At 69.4% G+C, this 17749-nt stretch carries 17 protein-coding genes; 9 read left to right on the forward strand and 8 right to left on the reverse strand.

The features are described from left to right. The first annotated feature begins 9 nt into the window (after positions 1-9). Positions 10-1455, forward strand: coding sequence for a carboxylesterase/lipase family protein (locus ON31_RS33450; protein WP_039819226.1), 1446 nt, complete (start codon positions 10-12; stop codon positions 1453-1455). Between the two features lie 173 nt (positions 1456-1628). Further along, positions 1629-1757: a VOC family protein gene (locus ON31_RS38365; protein WP_370450474.1), complete on the forward strand. Its 129-nt coding sequence runs from the start codon at positions 1629-1631 to the stop codon at positions 1755-1757. 60 nt (positions 1758-1817) lie between these two features. On the opposite strand, the gene ON31_RS33460 is transcribed toward ON31_RS38365, so the two are convergent. Both ON31_RS33460 and ON31_RS33465 read right to left on the reverse strand, forming a co-directional pair. Further along, positions 1818-2402 (reverse strand): GNAT family N-acetyltransferase, encoded by a 585-nt coding sequence (locus ON31_RS33460; RefSeq protein ID WP_051038257.1) that lies wholly within the window; start codon positions 2400-2402, stop codon positions 1818-1820. Then, positions 2399-2977 carry a CGNR zinc finger domain-containing protein gene (locus tag ON31_RS33465; RefSeq protein WP_051038258.1) on the reverse strand — a complete coding sequence of 193 codons (579 nt, stop codon included), beginning with the start codon at positions 2975-2977 and terminating at the stop codon, positions 2399-2401. The genes ON31_RS33460 and ON31_RS33465 overlap by 4 nt, the downstream gene beginning before the upstream one ends. A gap of 272 nt (positions 2978-3249) precedes the next feature. Between ON31_RS33465 and ON31_RS33470 the strand changes: the two genes are divergently transcribed. After that, entirely contained in the window at positions 3250-3621 is a 372-nt protein-coding gene (locus ON31_RS33470) for a DUF3137 domain-containing protein (RefSeq protein WP_051038259.1), read from the forward strand. Between the two features lie 3 nt (positions 3622-3624). Here the strand turns inward: ON31_RS33470 and ON31_RS33475 are convergent, their stop codons facing one another. Further along, complete coding sequence (locus ON31_RS33475) at positions 3625-4206, reverse strand: DUF1707 SHOCT-like domain-containing protein (protein ID WP_039819227.1); 582 nt, start codon at positions 4204-4206, stop codon at positions 3625-3627. A gap of 224 nt (positions 4207-4430) precedes the next feature. Between ON31_RS33475 and ON31_RS33480 the strand changes: the two genes are divergently transcribed. The 3 genes from ON31_RS33480 to ON31_RS33490 are packed head-to-tail and all read left to right on the forward strand — an operon-like array spanning position 4431 to position 8408. After that, positions 4431-5870 carry a type III PLP-dependent enzyme domain-containing protein gene (locus ON31_RS33480; protein WP_218007426.1) on the forward strand — a complete coding sequence of 480 codons (1440 nt, stop codon included), beginning with the start codon at positions 4431-4433 and terminating at the stop codon, positions 5868-5870. Next, complete coding sequence (locus tag ON31_RS33485) at positions 5867-7186, forward strand: pyridoxal-phosphate dependent enzyme (RefSeq protein ID WP_039819228.1); 1320 nt, start codon at positions 5867-5869, stop codon at positions 7184-7186. The genes ON31_RS33480 and ON31_RS33485 overlap by 4 nt, the downstream gene beginning before the upstream one ends. Positions 7187-7190: 4 nt before the next feature. Continuing rightward, the gene (locus ON31_RS33490; RefSeq protein ID WP_039819229.1) at positions 7191-8408 is read left to right on the forward strand and encodes an aminotransferase class V-fold PLP-dependent enzyme; all 1218 of its coding nucleotides are present in this window, start codon (positions 7191-7193) and stop codon (positions 8406-8408) included. Here the strand turns inward: ON31_RS33490 and ON31_RS33495 are convergent, their stop codons facing one another. Further along, complete coding sequence (locus ON31_RS33495; protein ID WP_051038260.1) at positions 8409-9278, reverse strand: class I SAM-dependent methyltransferase; 870 nt, start codon at positions 9276-9278, stop codon at positions 8409-8411. Between the two features lie 106 nt (positions 9279-9384). Next, the gene (locus tag ON31_RS33500; RefSeq protein WP_063821610.1) at positions 9385-11577 is read right to left on the reverse strand and encodes an MMPL family transporter; all 2193 of its coding nucleotides are present in this window, start codon (positions 11575-11577) and stop codon (positions 9385-9387) included. A gap of 160 nt (positions 11578-11737) precedes the next feature. On the opposite strand from ON31_RS33500, the gene sigJ reads away from it, so the two are divergent. Beyond that, a complete protein-coding gene (gene sigJ / locus ON31_RS33505; protein ID WP_039819230.1) occupies positions 11738-12634 on the forward strand; it encodes an RNA polymerase sigma factor SigJ in 897 nt (298 codons plus the stop codon). Between the two features lie 12 nt (positions 12635-12646). Here sigJ and ON31_RS33510 read toward each other — a convergent pair whose 3' ends face one another. After that, positions 12647-13108 (reverse strand): SRPBCC family protein, encoded by a 462-nt coding sequence (locus ON31_RS33510; RefSeq protein ID WP_029931894.1) that lies wholly within the window; start codon positions 13106-13108, stop codon positions 12647-12649. Positions 13109-13364: 256 nt separating this feature from the next. Here ON31_RS33510 and ON31_RS33515 point away from each other — a divergent pair, with 256 nt between their 5' ends. Continuing rightward, positions 13365-13970 carry a dihydrofolate reductase family protein gene (locus tag ON31_RS33515; RefSeq protein ID WP_063821611.1) on the forward strand — a complete coding sequence of 202 codons (606 nt, stop codon included), beginning with the start codon at positions 13365-13367 and terminating at the stop codon, positions 13968-13970. On the opposite strand, the gene ON31_RS33520 is transcribed toward ON31_RS33515, so the two are convergent. Next, positions 13957-15021, reverse strand: a complete 1065-nt coding sequence (locus ON31_RS33520; protein WP_039819231.1) for a hypothetical protein — start codon at positions 15019-15021, stop codon at positions 13957-13959. The two genes, ON31_RS33515 and ON31_RS33520, sit on opposite strands and share 14 nt — an antisense overlap. Positions 15022-15385: 364 nt before the next feature. On the opposite strand from ON31_RS33520, the gene ON31_RS33525 reads away from it, so the two are divergent. Then, positions 15386-15751, forward strand: coding sequence for a hypothetical protein (locus ON31_RS33525; protein WP_029931897.1), 366 nt, complete (start codon positions 15386-15388; stop codon positions 15749-15751). Between the two features lie 34 nt (positions 15752-15785). On the opposite strand, the gene ON31_RS33530 is transcribed toward ON31_RS33525, so the two are convergent. Beyond that, positions 15786-17597 (reverse strand): hypothetical protein, encoded by a 1812-nt coding sequence (locus ON31_RS33530; protein WP_051038261.1) that lies wholly within the window; start codon positions 17595-17597, stop codon positions 15786-15788. Positions 17598-17749: the final 152 nt, after the last annotated feature.

The raw sequence follows: 17749 nt of genomic DNA on the forward strand, positions 1-17749 counted from the left end.
GTGTTTCCGATGCCTGTTGATCCAGACCCGATCGTTGAAACCCCCGCGGGCGCCGTGCGCGGTGGTCGCGACGAGTCCGGCCAGTTCTTTCGTGCCATCCCCTATGCGGTGGCCCCGATCGGTGCACGCCGATTCGCGCCACCCACAAGGCATCCCGGCTGGTCCTTCGTCCGCGACGGCACCCAGTACGGGCCGACGGCGCCCCAGCCCGCCCGCGATTTCGGCAAGCTCGACATGATTCCCTACTTCGGACCGGGCTGGGTGCGGGGCGCGGAGTACTTGACGGTCGATGTCCGCACACCTGCCGCCGACAGCGGCAAACGTCCCGTCATGGTTTTCGTCCACGGCGGCGGGTTCGTCACCGGCTCGACTCGCGCCATGCTCTACGACGGCAGCGCCTTCGCCCGCGACGGCGTCGTCCTCGTGACAGTGAACTACCGTCTCGGCGTTCCCGGCTTCCTCGACCTGGAAGGTGCGCCGGCCAACCGTGGGCTGCTCGATGTGCTCGCCGCACTCGGCTGGGTGCGCGACACGATCGCGACGTTCGGCGGAGATCCGGAGAATGTCACGGTCTTCGGTCAATCCGCAGGTGCCACACTGGTCGGCGCGCTACTCGCGTCTCCGGACGCCAAGGGCCTGTTCCATCGAGCGATCGTCCAGAGCGGCAATGGCACAGGCGCTTTCACGCCGGAGCAGGCGCAGCGGGTTACCGCGGCGGCGGCCGCCGTGCTGGGTGTGGAACCGACTGTGGAGGCGTTCGCCGCGATTGCGGACGAGCGTCTACTGGCTATCTTGCCTGCGCTGAGCGGTCTGGATCTGCACACAGCCACTGCGACGGATCCGCTGGTCGGTCTCAGCCCGTTCAGCCTGGTACTGCCCGTTCAACCTGCCGACGGTCTGGCCGACGGCCCTGCGAGCGAGGTCGAGTTGCTGATCGGTACCAACACCGAGGAGGGGCGTCTCTACGTCGTGCCCGCAGGAACTCTCGAGTCCACTACCGAGGCCGACCTACTCGCCGTCACCGACCGCGCGTACGCGGACCCGGAGACCGCGCTCGCCGAGCTTCGCGCGGACCGGCCGAATGCCGGACCGGGAGAACTGCGCTCCACAGTGCTCAGCGACACCCTGTTCTGGGCCGGCACCGCGCGGATGGCGCAGGCACACGCGCGGATTTCGGGTGGCCGCACGCACGTCTACTCGTTCGGGTTCCGTTCGACAGCTCTGCGCGGGCGGCTCGGCGCCGCTCATGCCGTCGAGTTGCCCTTCGTGTTCGACACGATCGACGAGCCACGGCTTCGCGGGGACACCGGCTTGCTCGGTCCCGGCGACGTCCCGGTCGGCCTCGCGGCCCAGATGCATTCCGCCTGGGTCGCTTTCGCGAGAGCAGGAGACCCCGGGTGGGCCACCTACGACCCGCGACAACCAGTCGTCCAGACCTTCGCCGATGCATTCTGACGCCGCCTACCACGGACTGTCCGGGGCGGGTGCTTCGAAGGCACCCAGTCCCGGCACGGCACTCAAAAGGGTGCCGTCGGCCAGCGTCGTCGGACTCACGCCACGCCGCTGCGCGTCCTCGCAAGCACTCACCTCTCCGGTGAGCACCGGCAACACCACCTGCGCGACGGGGTGTGGCGGACTGGGCCGATCCGCACTTCCACCGGCCCGGCGAGATCAACTCCGAGCATGGCGGGCGGGGTGTCTACTTCCGCGCCCCCGCTGGTCCCGGTATCGAGATGATCACCCGGCCGTACGTGTGATTCTCGAGTTCGCCGAGTGTGTTTACAGCGGGAGGGCGCTCGGCGGTCCAGCCGGTCGGGTCACCGCACGGCGTGTCGAGGCGAGTCGTCGCGTCCGGCGTGGGCGGTGGTGCGGGTGCGGTCCGCCCGGTAGAGGTAGTGGGTTCGACCGTCGACCGGGTTGTCCGGTTCGAGGTCGGCTTCGGCTACTCGGTGCAGACCGGCCTTCTCCAGCGCCCGCCAGGAGGCGCGGTTGGCGGCGACGACCGGGACCAGGATGGTTGTCGCGGTGGGGTGATCGGTCCAGGTCGCCTCGACGACGGCCGCGATCATGCGGCTGCCCAGGCCGTGGCCGGTGCGGTCGAGGTCGCCGATCAGATAGTCGATGGTCAGGGTGTTGGTGGGCACCTCGGTCGCGGCGGCCAACTCGTCGCGATAGTCGGGGTAGTCGGCCAGGGCGCAGCGCTGGACCAGGCCCACGGGGCGGCGGTCGAGAAAGACAAGGAGGTCCTCGGAGGGTTCCTCGCCGCGGGTGGCGGGTCCGAAGTCGCGGGCGACCGCCTCGGGGGAGGTTTCGTGATGCCACCAGCGGGCGACATGCGGCTGTTCGAGCCAGTGCGCGAGCAGGGGAAAGTCCTGCTCGCGCAGTCGGCGCCAGGTGATCACGGGTGCACCTCTCGGGGATGATGATGACGGCGGTAGTAGCGGGCTTGGCGGTCGCGGTGCCCGCAGGAGGGGTGGCACCAGCGTCGCCGCGCGTGGTTCTTGACGAACAGCAGGGAGCAGCCCGGACCCGAGCAGCGGCGCAGGGCGTCCGACTGTGGCCCGGTGAGCAATTCGATACTGCAGGTGGCGATGCGGCCCAGCAGAGCCGGTGCGCCGGTGGCGATGTCGAACCGTCGGGCTGCGGGCGCAAGATCCGACGTCCACGCCAACTGTGCGAATGTGGGTGCGGCTCGGGCGAATTCATTGACGATGTCGAGTCGTCGCGGATCCGGTGCGGCCCGGTCGGCGGCAGCGCTCAGGAGGTGACGCACACCGTCCCGCAACTGCCGCACCCGCTCACCGGCGCGCCCCATCTCACCCTCGATCGCGGGCGGGTGAACGAGCGCGAACCATCGATCGATCTGTTCGGCGCTCCGCAGGAAGTCGATGCGCTCCGCACCGCCGCCGTAGTCGGTGTTCGCGAACTCCACCGGCAGCGGCTCCGTGCCGAGGATGGGAAAGTCGACCTCCGTCACGATGCTGACGGTAACACGCCCATCCAAACGTCAGCCATTGATTTCGTGCCTCGCGCCTCGTGCCTCATTCCGAGTCGCCGCCCGGTGGCGCATTTTGTTCGCCCCGGCGGAGTACTTCGAACTCGCCGACGCGCGGGCTCGCCAAGCGCCGCAGATCGGCGGACTCTGGAATCAGGGGAATCAGGTCCAGCCGCCGTATCCACCGCAGTCCCTTCCGCCCGCACACTGATGCCGGCCGGGGCGGGTACACCACCAAGAACAACAAGTCGACCGTGGTCCATTCTTGGCAGTTCGTCGCACTGGCGCTGCCGTCGTGCCGTCCGTGGCTGAGCGTCAGCCGGGATTTCGGCAGCGGGTTGTTCTCCCGTCGCGGCCGCAAGGGCGTGCTGCTGGAGAGCCAGGAGTTCAATGAGCGCTTTCGAATCGACGCCGCCAGTGAGCGTTTCGCCTACGACGTGCTCAGCCCACGGATGATGGAGTGGCTACTGGCCGACGCCCGCGCGAACACCGTCGGATTCCGGTTCGAAGGTCAGTGGGCGATCACCGTGCGTGCGGGCCGTCTGCGACCGGAAGAGGTCTGGTTCCATGCCGATTCCCTGCACGATGTCATCGGGCTGGTATCGGATTTCGTGTGGCGATACTGACCGTCAGCCGCCGGTGTTGCCGCCGCCTTCGAGTTCCCGGATCCGCTTGGTGGCCTCGGAGAGTCGCTTCTTGCGGGCGGCCGCGTCGGACTTCTTCAGTTCCTCGTACACCTCCTCGTCGGAATCGCTGAAGCGCAGGATCATGCGCGGAATGCTCAGGGTGATGATCAGCGAGGGCCAGACGATCCAGGCGTAGTCCCAGCTCACGATCACCTGGAGGACGAGGAAGGTGATGAGGGTGATGCCGACGATGATCCAGTCGAGTGAGTCGATGGTATTGCCGCGGGCGCGGAGCGCGGCGAGTTCGGCCGCCGCGTTGTCGCCGCCCGTCGCCGGGAGGTTGTCGTTGACGGGGACCTTGGCCACCTGCCCGTTGACTCGCGTCAGCGGCACGCCGCCGGGCAGGCCGCTGAACGCCTCCCCGAGCGCACCCAGCGTGCGGGCGGTGGCGACCGCGCCCGAGCGGTCGTAGAACTCGGTGCTGTCCAAGCGCCCGTCGGCGTAGTGCTTGCCGAGCGCGTCGAGGGCGTGCGTCCGCTCCTCGTCGCTGAGAAACAGGTCGTCGGGGTCGGGATTGGCGGCCATGGCGTCGGCCCTCCCTTGTTCGAGCTGAAATCGTTGCCACCTCCAGTGTCGCATCGGGCCGATGTCGATTCCGTGCTGGTGAGCCGTGGGGGCGACTGCTGCCCGTTCGCTGCCCCTCAGGATGAGGGAACCCGCTCGGTTCATACTGGTCGCTACCCTGGATTTACAAGCAAGACGGTGGTTTGCGCCAGGTGCGGTGCCGGAACTCGGACGGGGTTGTATAGGTGAAGCCGGAGCTGGTTCTGACGCCGCTGATGAGCGGGCTGATCAGGGATGTCCTCGCGGTACCGGAGCGACTGTCCGCCATGGTGGACGCGCTCGGTTCGCCGCTGAATATTGTTGTACCCGAACAGATCACGGCCAACGTGGCGGAGTATCGCGCGGTGTACGATCGGCGGCGGCTGAGCGGAGAGGTGTACTTCGCGCACAAGGCCAACCGGTCCAGCGCGCTGATCCGCGAGCTGGCGGCGGGGGAGTGCGGGGTGGACGTCGCCTCACTCGGTGAACTGCGGCATGTGCTGGCGGCCGGGTTCAGCGGGGACCGGATCATGGCGACCGGCCCCAAGGACACCGAATTCCTGTGGCTCGCAGCCCGGGTGGGGGCGGTGGTGAACGCCGACTCCCGCGCGGAGCTGCGGGAGCTGGCCGCCATCGCCACCCGCTTCGGCCTACCGCCGGTGCGGGTGATGATCCGGCTCTCGGCCTTCGATTCGCCGGGGGTGCCGATTCTCAGCCGCCCCAGCCGATTCGGGGTGCACGCCCGCGAACTCGCCGACGTGCTGGACACTCTCGACGAGCACCGGGCCGTGCTGCGCCTGCTCGGCGTCTCCTACCACCTCGACACCACCGGCATCGAGGAGAAGGCGCTCGCCCTCGAAGGCTGCCTGCTGGCCATGCACGAGGCCCTGGGACGCGGCTTCGCCCCCACCGCGATCGACATCGGCGGTGGCTTCGGCGTCAACTATCTGGCCGACCGCGGCGAATGGGAGCGCTACACCACCGAACTCGGCACCGCGGTCCTCGGCCTGCGCCCGCCCATGACCTGGCAGAACCACGGCTACGGCCTGCGCGCCGAGGCCGGAACCCTGCGCGGCGCGCTGGGCGTGTATCCGGCCTACCGCGACACGGCCGGAGCGCGCTACCTGGACGAGCTGCTCGATCGCGAATCCGTCAGCCTGGAGCGGTCGTTCGCCACGCTGCTGCTGGAAAACCTCTACGACCTGTACACCGAGCCCGGACGCGCACTGGCCGACCAGTGCGGCCTCACCCTGGCCCGGATCGCCGAGGTGCGCACCACCCACAGCGGCGACCCGCTGGTCCGGCTGGCGGCCAATTCGCGCGATATCAGCGCGGAAGAGCATGCGGTGCTGATGGATCCGGTGCTGCTGCCATCGCGCCCGGGCACGCCGACCGGTGTGTACCTGGCGGGGAATCTGTGTCTCGAGGACGACCTGATCACCCGCCGTCAGGTCACGCTGCCCCGCCCGCCGGAGCCAGGAGATCTGCTGGCCTTCGTGAACACGGCCGGCTACTTCATGGATTTCGCCGCGGATCACGCGCTGATGCAACCCATCGCCCGCACGGTCGCGGTCCATCGCGCCGCGGGTGGATGGTCGTGGTGCCTGGACGAACAGTACTGGCCGGTGAAAGGGAACCGCTCATGAAGTACGACAGCATTCTCGACGCCATCGGGGATACGCCGCTGGTCCGGATCGAGCCGACCGTGCACGGGCTGCGCCATATCGACCTGTACGCCAAGCTGGAGATGCTCAATCCGTTCGGCTCCGTGAAGGACCGCCCGGCCTGGAACATGGTGCGAGAGGACCTGCCCGCGGCCATCGAGCGCGGCGACGCCATCGTGGAACTGTCCAGCGGCAATACCGCCAAGGCCCTCGCGGTCATCGCCGCCATGCACGGCCTGCCGTTCAAGAGCGTGACCAACCGCATGCGGGTGCCCGAGATCAAGGATCTGCTGCTGTTGCTCGGCGCGCAGATCGAGGAGCTGCCCGGCCAGACCGAATGCCTGGACCCGACCGATACCGAGGATCCGCTGACCCGCATGTACCGGATGCTCACTGAGGAGGGCAACGGCTATCTGCACACCGATCAGTACTTCAATCCGCGCAATCTGGATGCGCACCGGGTCGGCACCGCCACCGAGATCATCAAGGATCTCGACGGCCGCGCCCCGGACGTCTTCATCGCCTGCGTCGGCACGGCCGGGTCGTCATCGGGGGTGGCGGGTGTGTTGCGGGAACACGATCCGGCCGTATCGGTGGTCGGATTGGTCGCGGCCAAAAGCGATTTCATCCCCGGTATCCGAAATATCGACGAGGTCAACGAGGTCGGGCTGTTCGACCCGGAGAACTACGACACCCTCGACGCGGTGAGCGCCGCCGAGGCCATCGACGGCATGCTCACCCTCAACCGTCGCTGCGGCATCCTGGGTGGCCCCACCGCCGGTGCGGCGTACTTCGGCGCCCTGCGCCATCTTTCGGCTCTGGACGCCACGCTCACCGAGCGGCGCACCGCGGTGTTCATCGTGTGCGATCGGGTGGAGAGCTATATGAGCTATCTGCGCAAGCGCCGTCCCGACCTGTTCAAGCAGCCGCCGCGCCCCAATTCGGTGGATACGCTGACCGACGCCGAGATCGCCGCCGCCGTCCAGGTGGATGTGCCCGAGGCGCGCGAGTGGATCGAGCGGGAACGCCCGCTGGTGGTGGACCTGCGCGGCGGATTCGCCTACACCGCACTGCATATCGAGAACTCGATCAATATGGTGGACGAACTGTTCGACGACCTGCTGCGCGGCGGCCTGCCGTTCGGCTCGGCGCGCCCGGTGCTGCTGGTGTGCCCGGTCGGCGAGAAGTCCGTCCGCTACGCGGCGCTGCTGACGAGAATGGGGCATCGGGACGCGCGCAGTCTGCGCGGCGGCATCGTGGCCTGGCGCGACGCGGGCGCACCGCTGGTCCGGGACTGATGCCATGACCACCATGACGAATCCGGCCGAGGTCCTGCACCGCCTGGCGGACTGGCAGCGGGGATTGCGGGCGCAGTTCCCGATCATCGCGAACAATCCGGGACTGGCTTATCTGGACAGCGCGGCCACCACGCAGAAGCCGACGGCGGTGCTCGACGCCGTCACCGCGTACCTCACCACCGGCAACGCCAATGCCGGGCGCGGCTCCTACCCGTGGGGCACCGCCACCGGCCGACGCATCGACGCCGCCCGCGAGCGTATCCGACAGGTGCTGGGCGACAACGGCTCCGAATCGACGGTCGAGTTCGTCGGCGGCACCAGCGACGGGCTGCGGGCGGTGGCGCGGGACTGGCTGGCGGAGTCGCTCACCGACGGTGACGAGATCATCGCCCCGTTCGGTGATCACGAAGCCAATCTGCGGCCCTGGCTCGACCTGCGAGACAGCCTGTCGCGCAGTGGCATTCGTGTCACCGTGCGGCCGATGCCGGTGGACCCCGCGTCCGGGGACTACGACCACCGGGCACTGCCGTCCCTCGTGACCGACCGGACCCGCTTCGTCGCCGTCACCCATGTGCACCACGTATTCGGTGTCGACCTGAATGTGCACCGGGTGCGCGCCGCGGTCGGACCGGACGTGCCGATCTGCCTGGACGCCGCGCAGAGCGTGGGACATCGGCCGGTGTCGGTGGCCGATCTCGATGTCGACTTCGTCGTGTTCTCCGGGCACAAGGCGCTGGCGCTGCCCGGTGTCGGCGCGGTGTGGGCGCGCAATCGGCGCGGCCCCCGCTTCGCCCTGCGAGGCTGGGCGGGCACGCCGAATACGACCGGCATCGTGAGTCTGGCGGCCGCCCTCGACTGGCTCGACGCGGCCGGGCTGGCCGAGATCGGGGCCTGGAACACCGCCCTCGCCGCCCGCCTCACCGACGGCCTCGCCCGGTTTCCTGGGGTGCGGGTGCTGGGCTGTCAGGACAGCCTCGGCGCGGATTCCCCGGTGCAGCGCCGGGAGGGCATCGTGACCTTCCGGCACGCGCGGGTCCGGTCCGACGATCTCGGTTTCGTCCTCGCCGACGAGGGCATCATGGTGCGCGCCGACGGCCACTGCCAGGCCGGCCGGGATTCCGACGATCATGCGGTGCGGGTGAGCGCGCACGTCTACAACACGCCGGAGGAGATCGACCGGGTGCTCGAGGTGGTGCGGCGCTGCGAGGAGATGGCGAGCTGACTACGCCTCGGGCCTGCGCCCCCGCCAGCCGGTGCGGGCGGTGAGCAGGACCAGGTCGTGGCGGTGCCCGAGCCAGGCGGCGTCGTCCGGATCGAGCAGCCGCTGCCACGCGGCGGCGTCGTCGGCGGTCAGGAACGGTCCGGCCCGGCCGACGCGCGCCGCCAGTTCGGCCAGCACCACCCCGCGCACCTCGGCGGGCAGCGGTGCGGGAATGTCGACCAGTTCGGTGAAGGCGGTGACATCGGTGAGCCCGGCCCGGGCGAGGATGTCGGCCCAGCCCCGCCCGGGGCGTTTCGCGCCCGCCCGGCCGAAGAACCACTGGGTGAAATGCCGATCGTGGGCCTCGTCCAACCGGATCTCCAGTCCGGGGCGGCCGATGCCGGTGTCCCAGGGCAGGCATCGGGTGGGCAGCCCGCCCTCCGCCAGGCACAGCACGCCGCCCGGCCGCAGCAGGCCGACCAGGGCCCGGGTGGCGGCATCCCAGTCGCGGGCGTGGTGTACGCACCATGACGACCACACCGCGTCGACGGCTTCGGGCAGCGGCGGTGCACCGTCCTCCAGATCGTGCAGGACCGGCCGGATCCGATCGCCCACACCGGCGTCGTGGGCCGCGGCCATGGTTGCCTCGAGCATGGCCGGATCCAGGTCGACGGCGTAGACGCGACCGCGCGGGCCGACGGCGTGGGCCAGTGCGACGGCGGCGGTTCCGGCTCCGGGACCCACGTCGGCGACCACGTCGCCGGTCGTGACGCCCAGCGGTGCGAGCAGGCGCATGGTCGCGTCCAGGAATACGGCTTCGGCGGCGGCCGGATCGTCGGTGGACGTTCCGGTTCCCGGTTTGCCGGTCCGCTGCTGCGCGCTGATCGTCACGCGGCGATACTACTGAACATCGTTTTCAATGCGAAGTCGACGCGGCGTCGGCGTTTCCGACCGGGCGCACCCGCAGCGGCCGGAAGCGCGGACACCGGCGCGTGCGCTACACGGTCACCCGCTCCCCGGTATCGACGCTCTCACCCTCCCGAATACCGAAGCGGGCGTGCAGATGTCGCAGCGGCGCTGGCGCCCACCAGGTCCACCGGCCGCCCAACCGCATGGCCGCGGGCAGCAGGAACCCCCGGATGAGGGTGGCGTCCGCGAGCACCGCGAGCGGCAGCCCGATGCCGAACGCCTTCATGAAGGTGATGTCGGAGACCAGGAAGCCGAGGAACACCACGGAGATGAGCACCGCGGCGGCGGTGACGATGCGGCCGATGCGCTCCAAGCCGCTGGCCACGGCCGCGGTCGGATCGCCGGTGCGTTCGTACTCCTCGCGGATGCGGGCGAGCAGGAACACCTGGTAGTCCATGGCCAGGCCGAACGCCACCCCGAACAGCATGATCGGGACGGTGGCGGTGAGGGTGCCGGTGACGGTGAACCCGAGCAGTTCGGACAGATGGCCGTCCTGGAAGATCCAGACCAGTGAGCCGAAGGTCGCGGTGAGGCTCAGGCAGCTCAGCAGCACCGCCACCACCGGCAGGAAGACGCTGCCGGTGAGCAGGAACAGCAGCACCACCATGGCGGCGACCACCACCGTGAGCGCGAGCGGAAGCCGTTGCACGAGAGCGTCGGTCGCATCCAGGCTGACCGCCGCCACCCCGCCCACCAGCGCCTCGCCGGGAGCGTCGACCGCGCGGATATCGGAGACCAGCGCCTCCAGCGTCCCGGCATCGTCGGTGTCGGGCACCACGGTGAGGAAGGCGCCGCCGTCCGCGCCGTATCGCGTGTGCGCGGCGGTCGGCGAAACCACCTGTGCGCCATCGGCGTAGCCGCCGGTGACGGTATCGATCCGCTGCACATGCGGCAGTTCCGAGAGACGCGCGGCATATGCGCCCGGATCGGCGTCGAGCCGGGGCAATACGACGGTCAGGGCATTCTGCTCACTGGTGTCGAAGTCGGCGCGCACGGTTTCGGCGACCTGCCGGGCGCTGGAGGATGCGGGCATGGACCGCTCGTCCGGGAAGCCCAGCTTCAACCCCAGGAACGGCGAACCGACCGCGAGCAGCAGCGCGATCACCGATACCGCGACCGTACCGGGCCGCCGCATGACGAAGATGGCGAGCCGATGCCAGCGGCCCTCGTGCACGGCCCGGGACTCGTTGTCGGCCGTGCGGATTCGCCACTTGTCCACCCGCCGTCCCAGTACCGCCAGCAGGGCGGGCAGAACGGTCAGCGAACTGAGCGCCGCGATCAACGCCACCGCGATACCGGCGATACCCACCGACCGCACCGCCTGCAACGGGAAGAACAGCAGCCCTGACAGCGCCACCGCCACGGTGACCGCGGAGAACGCGACAGTCCGTCCCGCCGACCGCATGGTCGTCGCCAAGGCCGGACCCGGCTCGTCCCCGGCCGTGAGTTCCTCGCGGAAACGACTCACGATCAGCAGGCTGTAATCGATGGCCAGGCCCAGTCCCAGTAGCGTCACCACGTTCATCGACAGCGCCGACAGGTCCATCGCCCCGGCGAGCAGCCAGATCGCGCCCATGGTGAGCAGCACCGTGACCATCGCGACCAGCAGGGGCAGCAGTGCCGCCACCACACTGCCGAACACGAACAACAGGGCGACGAGCGTGATCGGGAAGGCGATGGATTCGCCCGCGATGGCGTCACGCTCGCTCTGCTCGAACATCTCCCGCTGCAACATGGCGTAGCCGCCGACCCGCACCTCGAGTCCGTCGTGGGCACCGGCGTAGCGCGGGGCGATATCGGCGATCCGCTCGTCGATATGGTCCGGGTCGCCGAGGATGGTCGCGATCACCAGCGCACGGTCGCCGCCGGAGCCGCGCAATACCGGAGCCCTGCCCGCGGTCCAATAGGACGTCACCCCGGTGACGTCGGGTTCCGCGCCGAGGCGCGCGGTGAGCGCCGTGGCGGCGGCGGTGGCGGCCGGATCGTCGACCGAACCCGGCGTCCGCACCAGCAGCACCAGATTCGGTTCACCCTGGCCGAACTGCTCGCTCAGGATGTCGGCGGCGGCGCGGGATTCCGCTCCCGGATCATCGAATCCGCCGCCTTTCAAACGGTCGAACAGGGTCGCGGCCGCGATGCCCGCCAGTAACACGGCGATCGTGGCCACGACCAGTACCGCCCGCCGATGGCGTGCGCACAGGCTCGTCGTTCTCTCCAGCACCTCTGTCTCCTCCCGTCGACCGCGGCAATGCGGTGGTGCGTATGAGAGACGGGCGGGAGCGGTGAATGTGACGGCGTGCGATGCGGATCACATGCGGTCGCCATGTCACATTTCGCGGTGCGGGGGCCCTCCTAAGCTCGACACCGTCAGAGGAGGAGACGTGACCGACGCCGCCGCGGACACCGCGACCGAGACTTTCGCCGAACATCGCGATCTGCTGTTCGCCCTGGTCTACAACCTGCTGGGCAGTATCGCCGATACCGAGGACGTGTTGCAGGAGACCTGGCTGTCCTGGATGTCGCGGCGGCGACGCGGCACGGACGAGATCGCCAACCCGCGCGCGTATCTGGTGCGCATCGCGGTCAATGCCGCCCTGGCACGCCAGTCGGACATCGCTCGTCGCCGCGAAACCTATATCGGCCCATGGCTTCCCGAACCGCTGCTCACCGACGACGCCGATACCGCCGATGCCGCGCTGCGCACCGAGGCGGTGTCCATGGCCATGCTGGTGGTGCTACAGACCCTGACCCCGTTGGAGCGGGCGGTCTTCGTGCTGAACGAGGTCTTCGGGTACCGGCACGCCGAGATCGCCCCCATGATCGGCCGTGAGGCGGCCGCCGTGCGGCAGCTCGCGCACCGCGCCCGGTCGCACGTACAGGCGCGCCGACCCCGCTTCCGTGCCGACCCGGTGGTGCAGCGGCGGGTCACCGAGCGGTTCCTCGACGCGCAGCGGGGCAGTGATCTGTCGGCTCTGATGGACTTGCTCGCGCCCGACGTCATCTTCCATTCCGACGGCGGCGGACGTATCCGGACCGCACTGCGTCCCATCGAGGGTGCGGCCAAGGTCGCCCGCCTGCTCACCGGTCCCGGCGTCCGGAGCACCATGGTCGATCTCGACCTTCGGCTCGGCCACATCAACGGTGAGCCTGCCGTCGTCTGTTTCCGCCGGGGCGAGCCCTACGGCGTCGGCGTGCTCGACATCGATCCCGAGACCGAGCGCATCCGATGCATCTACACCATCGGCAATCCCGACAAGCTCATCGGCATGGCGCGCTGAGCCCGTACCGGGTCAGCTTCCCGGTCGCGGCACGTCCCCGCGCCAGGCCCCGGTCTCGTGCCCCTGCTCCTCGATGAACTGCTTGAAACGCTTCAGATCGCCCTTCACCCGCAGGTCGAGGACGCCGAGCTTGTCGCCGACGTTCTCCACGAATCCCTCCGGATCGATATCCATCTGCGTGATCACCCGGGTGGTGGTGTCGTCGATGCGGTGGAAGGTCACCACACCCGCGTGCTCCGGCCCGCTGTCGGAGTGCCAGGACACCCGCTCCTCCGGATGCTGTTCGGTGATGGTGGCGTCGAATTCGCGTTCCACCGGACCGAATTTCACCTTCCAGTGCGTATGGGTGTCGTCGAGCTGATCGATGCGCTCCACCCCCTCCATGAAGCGGGGAAACGATTCGAACTGCGTCCACTGGTTGTAGGCCGTCCGGATCGGCACATTGACCTCGGTCGAAGCGGTGACGGTACTCATAGCAACCTCCTTCTCCCGGCGCCCGCCCGGCGTGACGGGACCGGATCTTCGTCTGCCGATACCTTCGACACAGTGGTCGGGCTACCCGGCGGGTGCGCCGATAAACGGTCCGGCGCACCGCTCACCACGGCGGCGCGGGACTCCGGGCACGAACTCGGCTACTTAAGTAGCCGCCGCGGGAATACCGATGCGCCGCGCACCGCGATGACCGAAGACTTCAGTGTCCCTTCGGCTCGGATTCACAGGTAGGTGCGTGATGGCAAGCGTGGCGCTCTGGATGCAGATGTCCCTCGACGGTTTCGCCGAGGGCGCGGGCCGCGAAGTGCACTGGCCGGTGGTGGACGAGGAACTGTGCGCACCGTTCCTGGACGAGTTCCGCGCCGCCGACGCCTTTCTCTACGGCCGCGAAACCTTCGAGATCATGGCCGCGTTGTGGCCGACGGCCGATTCCGACCACGCGATCTCGCCGTTCTATGCCGACTTCGCCCGGGTCTGGAAGGACAAGCCGAAGATCGTGCTGTCCCGTACGTTGCGTGCACCCGGGTGGAACACTCGGGTGATCGGTCGCCGGGCGGTCGACGAAATCGCCGCGCTGCGGTCCGGTCCCGGTGGCACCGTGATCCTGTTCGGCGGCGTCGAGACGGCGTCGACCTGTATCGCCAACGATCTGATCGACGAGTATCGGCTGTTCGTACACCCGATCCTGCTCGGTCGCGGCATACCGCTGTTTCCGTCGTCGGTCGACACCTCGCGGCTCCGGTTGACGGACGTGACCACCTTCGACAGTGCCGTCGTGATGATGCGCTACCGTCCCGAACGCCGCGACGCCTGCGAATTCACCGAGGTGGTCAACGATTCGTGAGTCCGGGCCGCTCCGCCGGTGCTGTCGCGCCGAGGTGGGACACCGCAGCGCTGAACTCCACGATGGGGACCTCGACCTGGCCCCACGGTGTGTGAACGGTTCCGGGCCGGACCAGCAGCTGCGGGACCTGGATGTGCTGGGGGTCGCACCAGGTGGGCCGCGGTTGCGGCGCTGGCGGAAAGTCGGTGCAGCCGAGGCTGTTACCGCCCGGATCGTGATCGTCATCGTCGTCGTGATCCCCGCCGTCGTCGATCGGTCCGCCGGGGAAGCCGGGGTGCGGGGGAAGCCAGGGGAACCACGGCCCGCCGGGGAAGGCCGGGTCCCAGGGGAACAGCGGTCCGCCGGGAATCCCGTGCTGCGGCGGTTGGTCGGTTCGCGGGGGTGCCGCGGGCTCCGATGGTTCCACGGGGTGGGGCGGTTCCGTGGGCTGCGACGGTCCGCCGGGTTGTACCGGGACGGCGGGCTGCGCCGGGATGTCGGGCCGCACCGGGAAGTTCGGCAGGTCGAGCCCGCCCCCGTCGCCGTGACCGGGGCCGCCGGTGCCGTGACCGATACCGCCATCCGAGTCGTGGTCATCCCGCTGCCACGCGGGCCCGTCGCCACGGCCGCCGTCGAACCCCGGGGCGTCGGGGATTCCGCCTCCGATGCCGGGGCCGTCCATGCCCGGGCCGCCGAATCCGTGGTCATCGTCGGTGTCGCCGCCGAAGCCCGGTCCGCCCCCGTCCCAGCCGCCCATACCGGGTGTGCCGCCGCCCGGTGAATCGCCGGGGGTCCGCGAGGGGTCCGACCAGTTGTCGGTATCGAACCCGCCGCCGTCGAACCCGCCGCCGTCGAACCCGCCGCCGTCGAACCCGCCGCCGTCGAACCCGCCGCCGGTGTCGCTGTCACCCGCGGAGCCGTCGGCACCCGGGGCGGCCGTCGCCGTCGCGGCGGTGAATACGCCACCGGCGAACCCGGCCGTGACACCGGCGGGGATCAGGCTCAATGAGGCCGCGATCGCCGTGGTGGCCAGCAGTGTCGGTGTGCGGCCACGCTGTCTCGCAGTGCGCATACCCGTCTCCGTTCATCGGATGCCTTCCGTGCCATCGCACCGAAGGGGTCGGAACTCCTCAATGCATTCAATGTACCGTTGATTAGCGGTACATTGAATGGCGTGTTCTCAGAGCTGGAAGGTTGCATCTCGGGACTGTTGGTCGCTCTTCGGATTGCCGAGAAAGGGCTGTATCCGGCGGATCTCGCCTGGTGAAAGGGCGTCGGTGGGCTGGCGGAGATCTTCCCGGTGCTGGGAACGGTGAGTTCCCTCCTAGGTGTGACACTGGTTAACGCGCCACTGAATAGCGGCAAGAAGCTACCGGATCGATCGGCCACTACCCAGCCCGCCGATTCGACCGAACGGTATGAACGGAGCAAATTCGATGTCCAGCACCACGATGCCGACCACCCGGGCCCGCCGACTGCTGGCCGGTGCCACCCTCGCCTGCGCACTGACCGGCGCGGCCTTCATCACGGGCACCGGGGCCGCGAGCGCCGCGCCCGACAAGGACTTCGGCGATTCGACCGGATGGGATCACATCGACCCGCGCGGGTTCCACCACTCGTTCGACGACCCCCGGTCGCGGGCCGAGCGGGATCGGGCGCGGCGTGACCACCTCCCGACCTCCTTCGGCGAGCAGGCCGAGGCGTCGAACAGCTCCGGCGGCACCACCACCACCTGGACTCAGGTCGGCCGCGACAACGGCTCCGGTTGGGTAGTGTGCCGGCCGCTGGCCCGGGTTTGCTGATGCACCTCGATCGTCGGCTCGGTCGGCCCGCTACTCAGTTGTCCCAGGAGGCGACGCCGACCGGCCCGACGCCGACGCACACCGTGAGCCCCGGGGTGAGCGCGCCGATCCGGAGCGCGCGGCCGCTGCCGACCGTACGCACATAGACGGTGTTCAGCCCGCGCCGGATCGGAACGGTCACCCAGTCGCCGTATTCCAGGGCGACCGTGATGCTGCCGTCCCCGCTCGCGAGGTAATTGAGTTGGGCCGTCCATTCGTGATCGAGCAGGGGGCCGTCGAGCGGGAGAACGGTGGGCGCGGTGCCCTGGACGCGGTATCCGCAGTCGCGGTCGGGTCCTGGAGTGATGCTGCGGTTCCACCAGACCGCGGCGTCGACGATCGCGCCGGTGTCGGTGATCATCCGCAGCCGGGGCGTGGAGGTGGCGAAGGCGTCCGCCGGTGCGACGGCGGACAGCACCCGGCTGACCAGATTCTGCGGATAGACCGTCGGGTTCAGCACCTGCCACGGCACTTCTTGTTCCAGCAGTGGCTCCTGCCGCCAATCACGCAGTGCCGCCTCGGCATTCGCGATGTAGGTGCGCGCCGGGTTGGGCTGCCAGCAGCGCACGAAGGCGTAGGTGGACCACAGGCAGCTCAGGATGAACACCATCGTCACCGCGATGGTGACGCGGGGGCGCACACGGGTGCTGCGGCGGGCGTGCGCCGACAGGACCAGGGCGAGCGCCGCGGCCAGCACCACCGTCGAGTCGGCGAAATAGCGCAGTGACCGGAGCAGTTCCGCCGCAGCGGTATTCGGCCCGCCGCGCGCCAGCACCACCGGCAGCTGTGCGAGCAGGATATAGGCGGCAACCACCAGCCAGACCGCGAGCACGCGCCGGCGGGCGCGGATGGTCACCGCCACCCCGGCGGCCAGCGCGAACCACGCCGCCGCCACCGCCCAGTCCGGCGGATCCGCCCACGGTGTCGCCGGAGGCCAGCGCTCCCAGTGCCACGGACCGCCGAACAGTGCGGGCGTGACCTCCAATGCCGCTGTCCCGGAGAGGAATTCCCGGGTCTCGGTACTGCCGCCCGAGGCGCGGGGCAGCCCGACCACCGCGAGATAGGCCAGTGACCAGCAGGTGAGTACCACGCCGGACCCGATCCACAGCGCCGCACCCCGTCGCGCCACCGTGCGCACCGGCGCTGCCCGCCCGTCGAGGTACCGGACCAGCACCGCGAAGGCGAAGGCCGCGAACGGCACGATCGCCGCCTTCTCGAAGAACAGCAGCGCCACCGCCGAGACCGCGACCCCCGAAATCGCGTACCGTCGTCGCCGAGTCCGCGTCAGCAGCACCGCATCGGCGATCACCCAGGCCAGCGCGCCCTGCAACGGCAGCGCGTTGAGCGCCGCCGACCACCACGCGAAGGCGGGAATCGTCAACGGGCAGAACGCATAGAACACCAGCGGCACCAGCGCCACCCACCGCGCGCCCAGCAGCACCAGCAGCATGCGCAGTACGGCCACCGACGCGACGAATTGCAGCAGCACCATGGAGGCCGCTGCCGCAGTCCACCCCAACGGTGCCACCGCCGTCACCACCCACGCGGTGACGAAGGCCAGCGGCATGAAATGCCCGTCGTGGTCGTGCAGCAGCAGCTCCGCCGACCACACCGGATACTCGGCCGCCCGGCTCACCAGAATGAAATCGTCCCAGTAGAAGTACCCGGACCCGGCGACCCACCCTCGAATCACCAGCTGTAACACCAGCACACCCACCGCCGCGACCACGACCGGCCGCATCCGCGACCGGTGCACCGATTCCGCGCGCACATCGGCCCGCGGCGGTTCGATCATGACGGTGTCCATGCCGCCCCACCGTAACGCGCGGAGGGTCGGACGGCGTGGAGCCCGTGGTGGTACGGCCATGGGGCGGGCATCCGGTCAGCGCGGTCCGACGAACGGTGAGAACCGCTGTCGGTGCGGTGGGCAGCGGCGAACCGGCCGGTAGCATCCGGCGC

Origin of the sequence: Nocardia otitidiscaviarum NBRC 14405 (assembly GCF_000308635.1) — a bacterium.
GTDB lineage: Bacteria > Actinomycetota > Actinomycetes > Mycobacteriales > Mycobacteriaceae > Nocardia > Nocardia otitidiscaviarum.

Bases quoted from the DNA above. Each gene is read 5' to 3' on its own strand.
- ON31_RS33450 (WP_039819226.1), top strand. From the start codon at position 10: ATGCCTGTTGATCCAGACCCGATCGTTGAAACCCCCGCGGGCGCCGTG.
- ON31_RS33475 (WP_039819227.1), bottom strand. From the start codon at position 4,206: ATGGCCGCCAATCCCGACCCCGACGACCTGTTTCTCAGCGACGAGGAG.
- ON31_RS33485 (WP_039819228.1), top strand. From the start codon at position 5,867: ATGAAGTACGACAGCATTCTCGACGCCATCGGGGATACGCCGCTGGTC.
- ON31_RS33490 (WP_039819229.1), top strand. From the start codon at position 7,191: ATGACCACCATGACGAATCCGGCCGAGGTCCTGCACCGCCTGGCGGAC.
- ON31_RS33510 (WP_029931894.1), bottom strand. From the start codon at position 13,108: ATGAGTACCGTCACCGCTTCGACCGAGGTCAATGTGCCGATCCGGACG.
- ON31_RS33515 (WP_063821611.1), top strand. From the start codon at position 13,365: ATGGCAAGCGTGGCGCTCTGGATGCAGATGTCCCTCGACGGTTTCGCC.
- ON31_RS33520 (WP_039819231.1), bottom strand. From the start codon at position 15,021: ATGCGCACTGCGAGACAGCGTGGCCGCACACCGACACTGCTGGCCACC.
- ON31_RS33525 (WP_029931897.1), top strand. From the start codon at position 15,386: ATGTCCAGCACCACGATGCCGACCACCCGGGCCCGCCGACTGCTGGCC.
- ON31_RS33530 (WP_051038261.1), bottom strand. From the start codon at position 17,597: ATGGACACCGTCATGATCGAACCGCCGCGGGCCGATGTGCGCGCGGAA.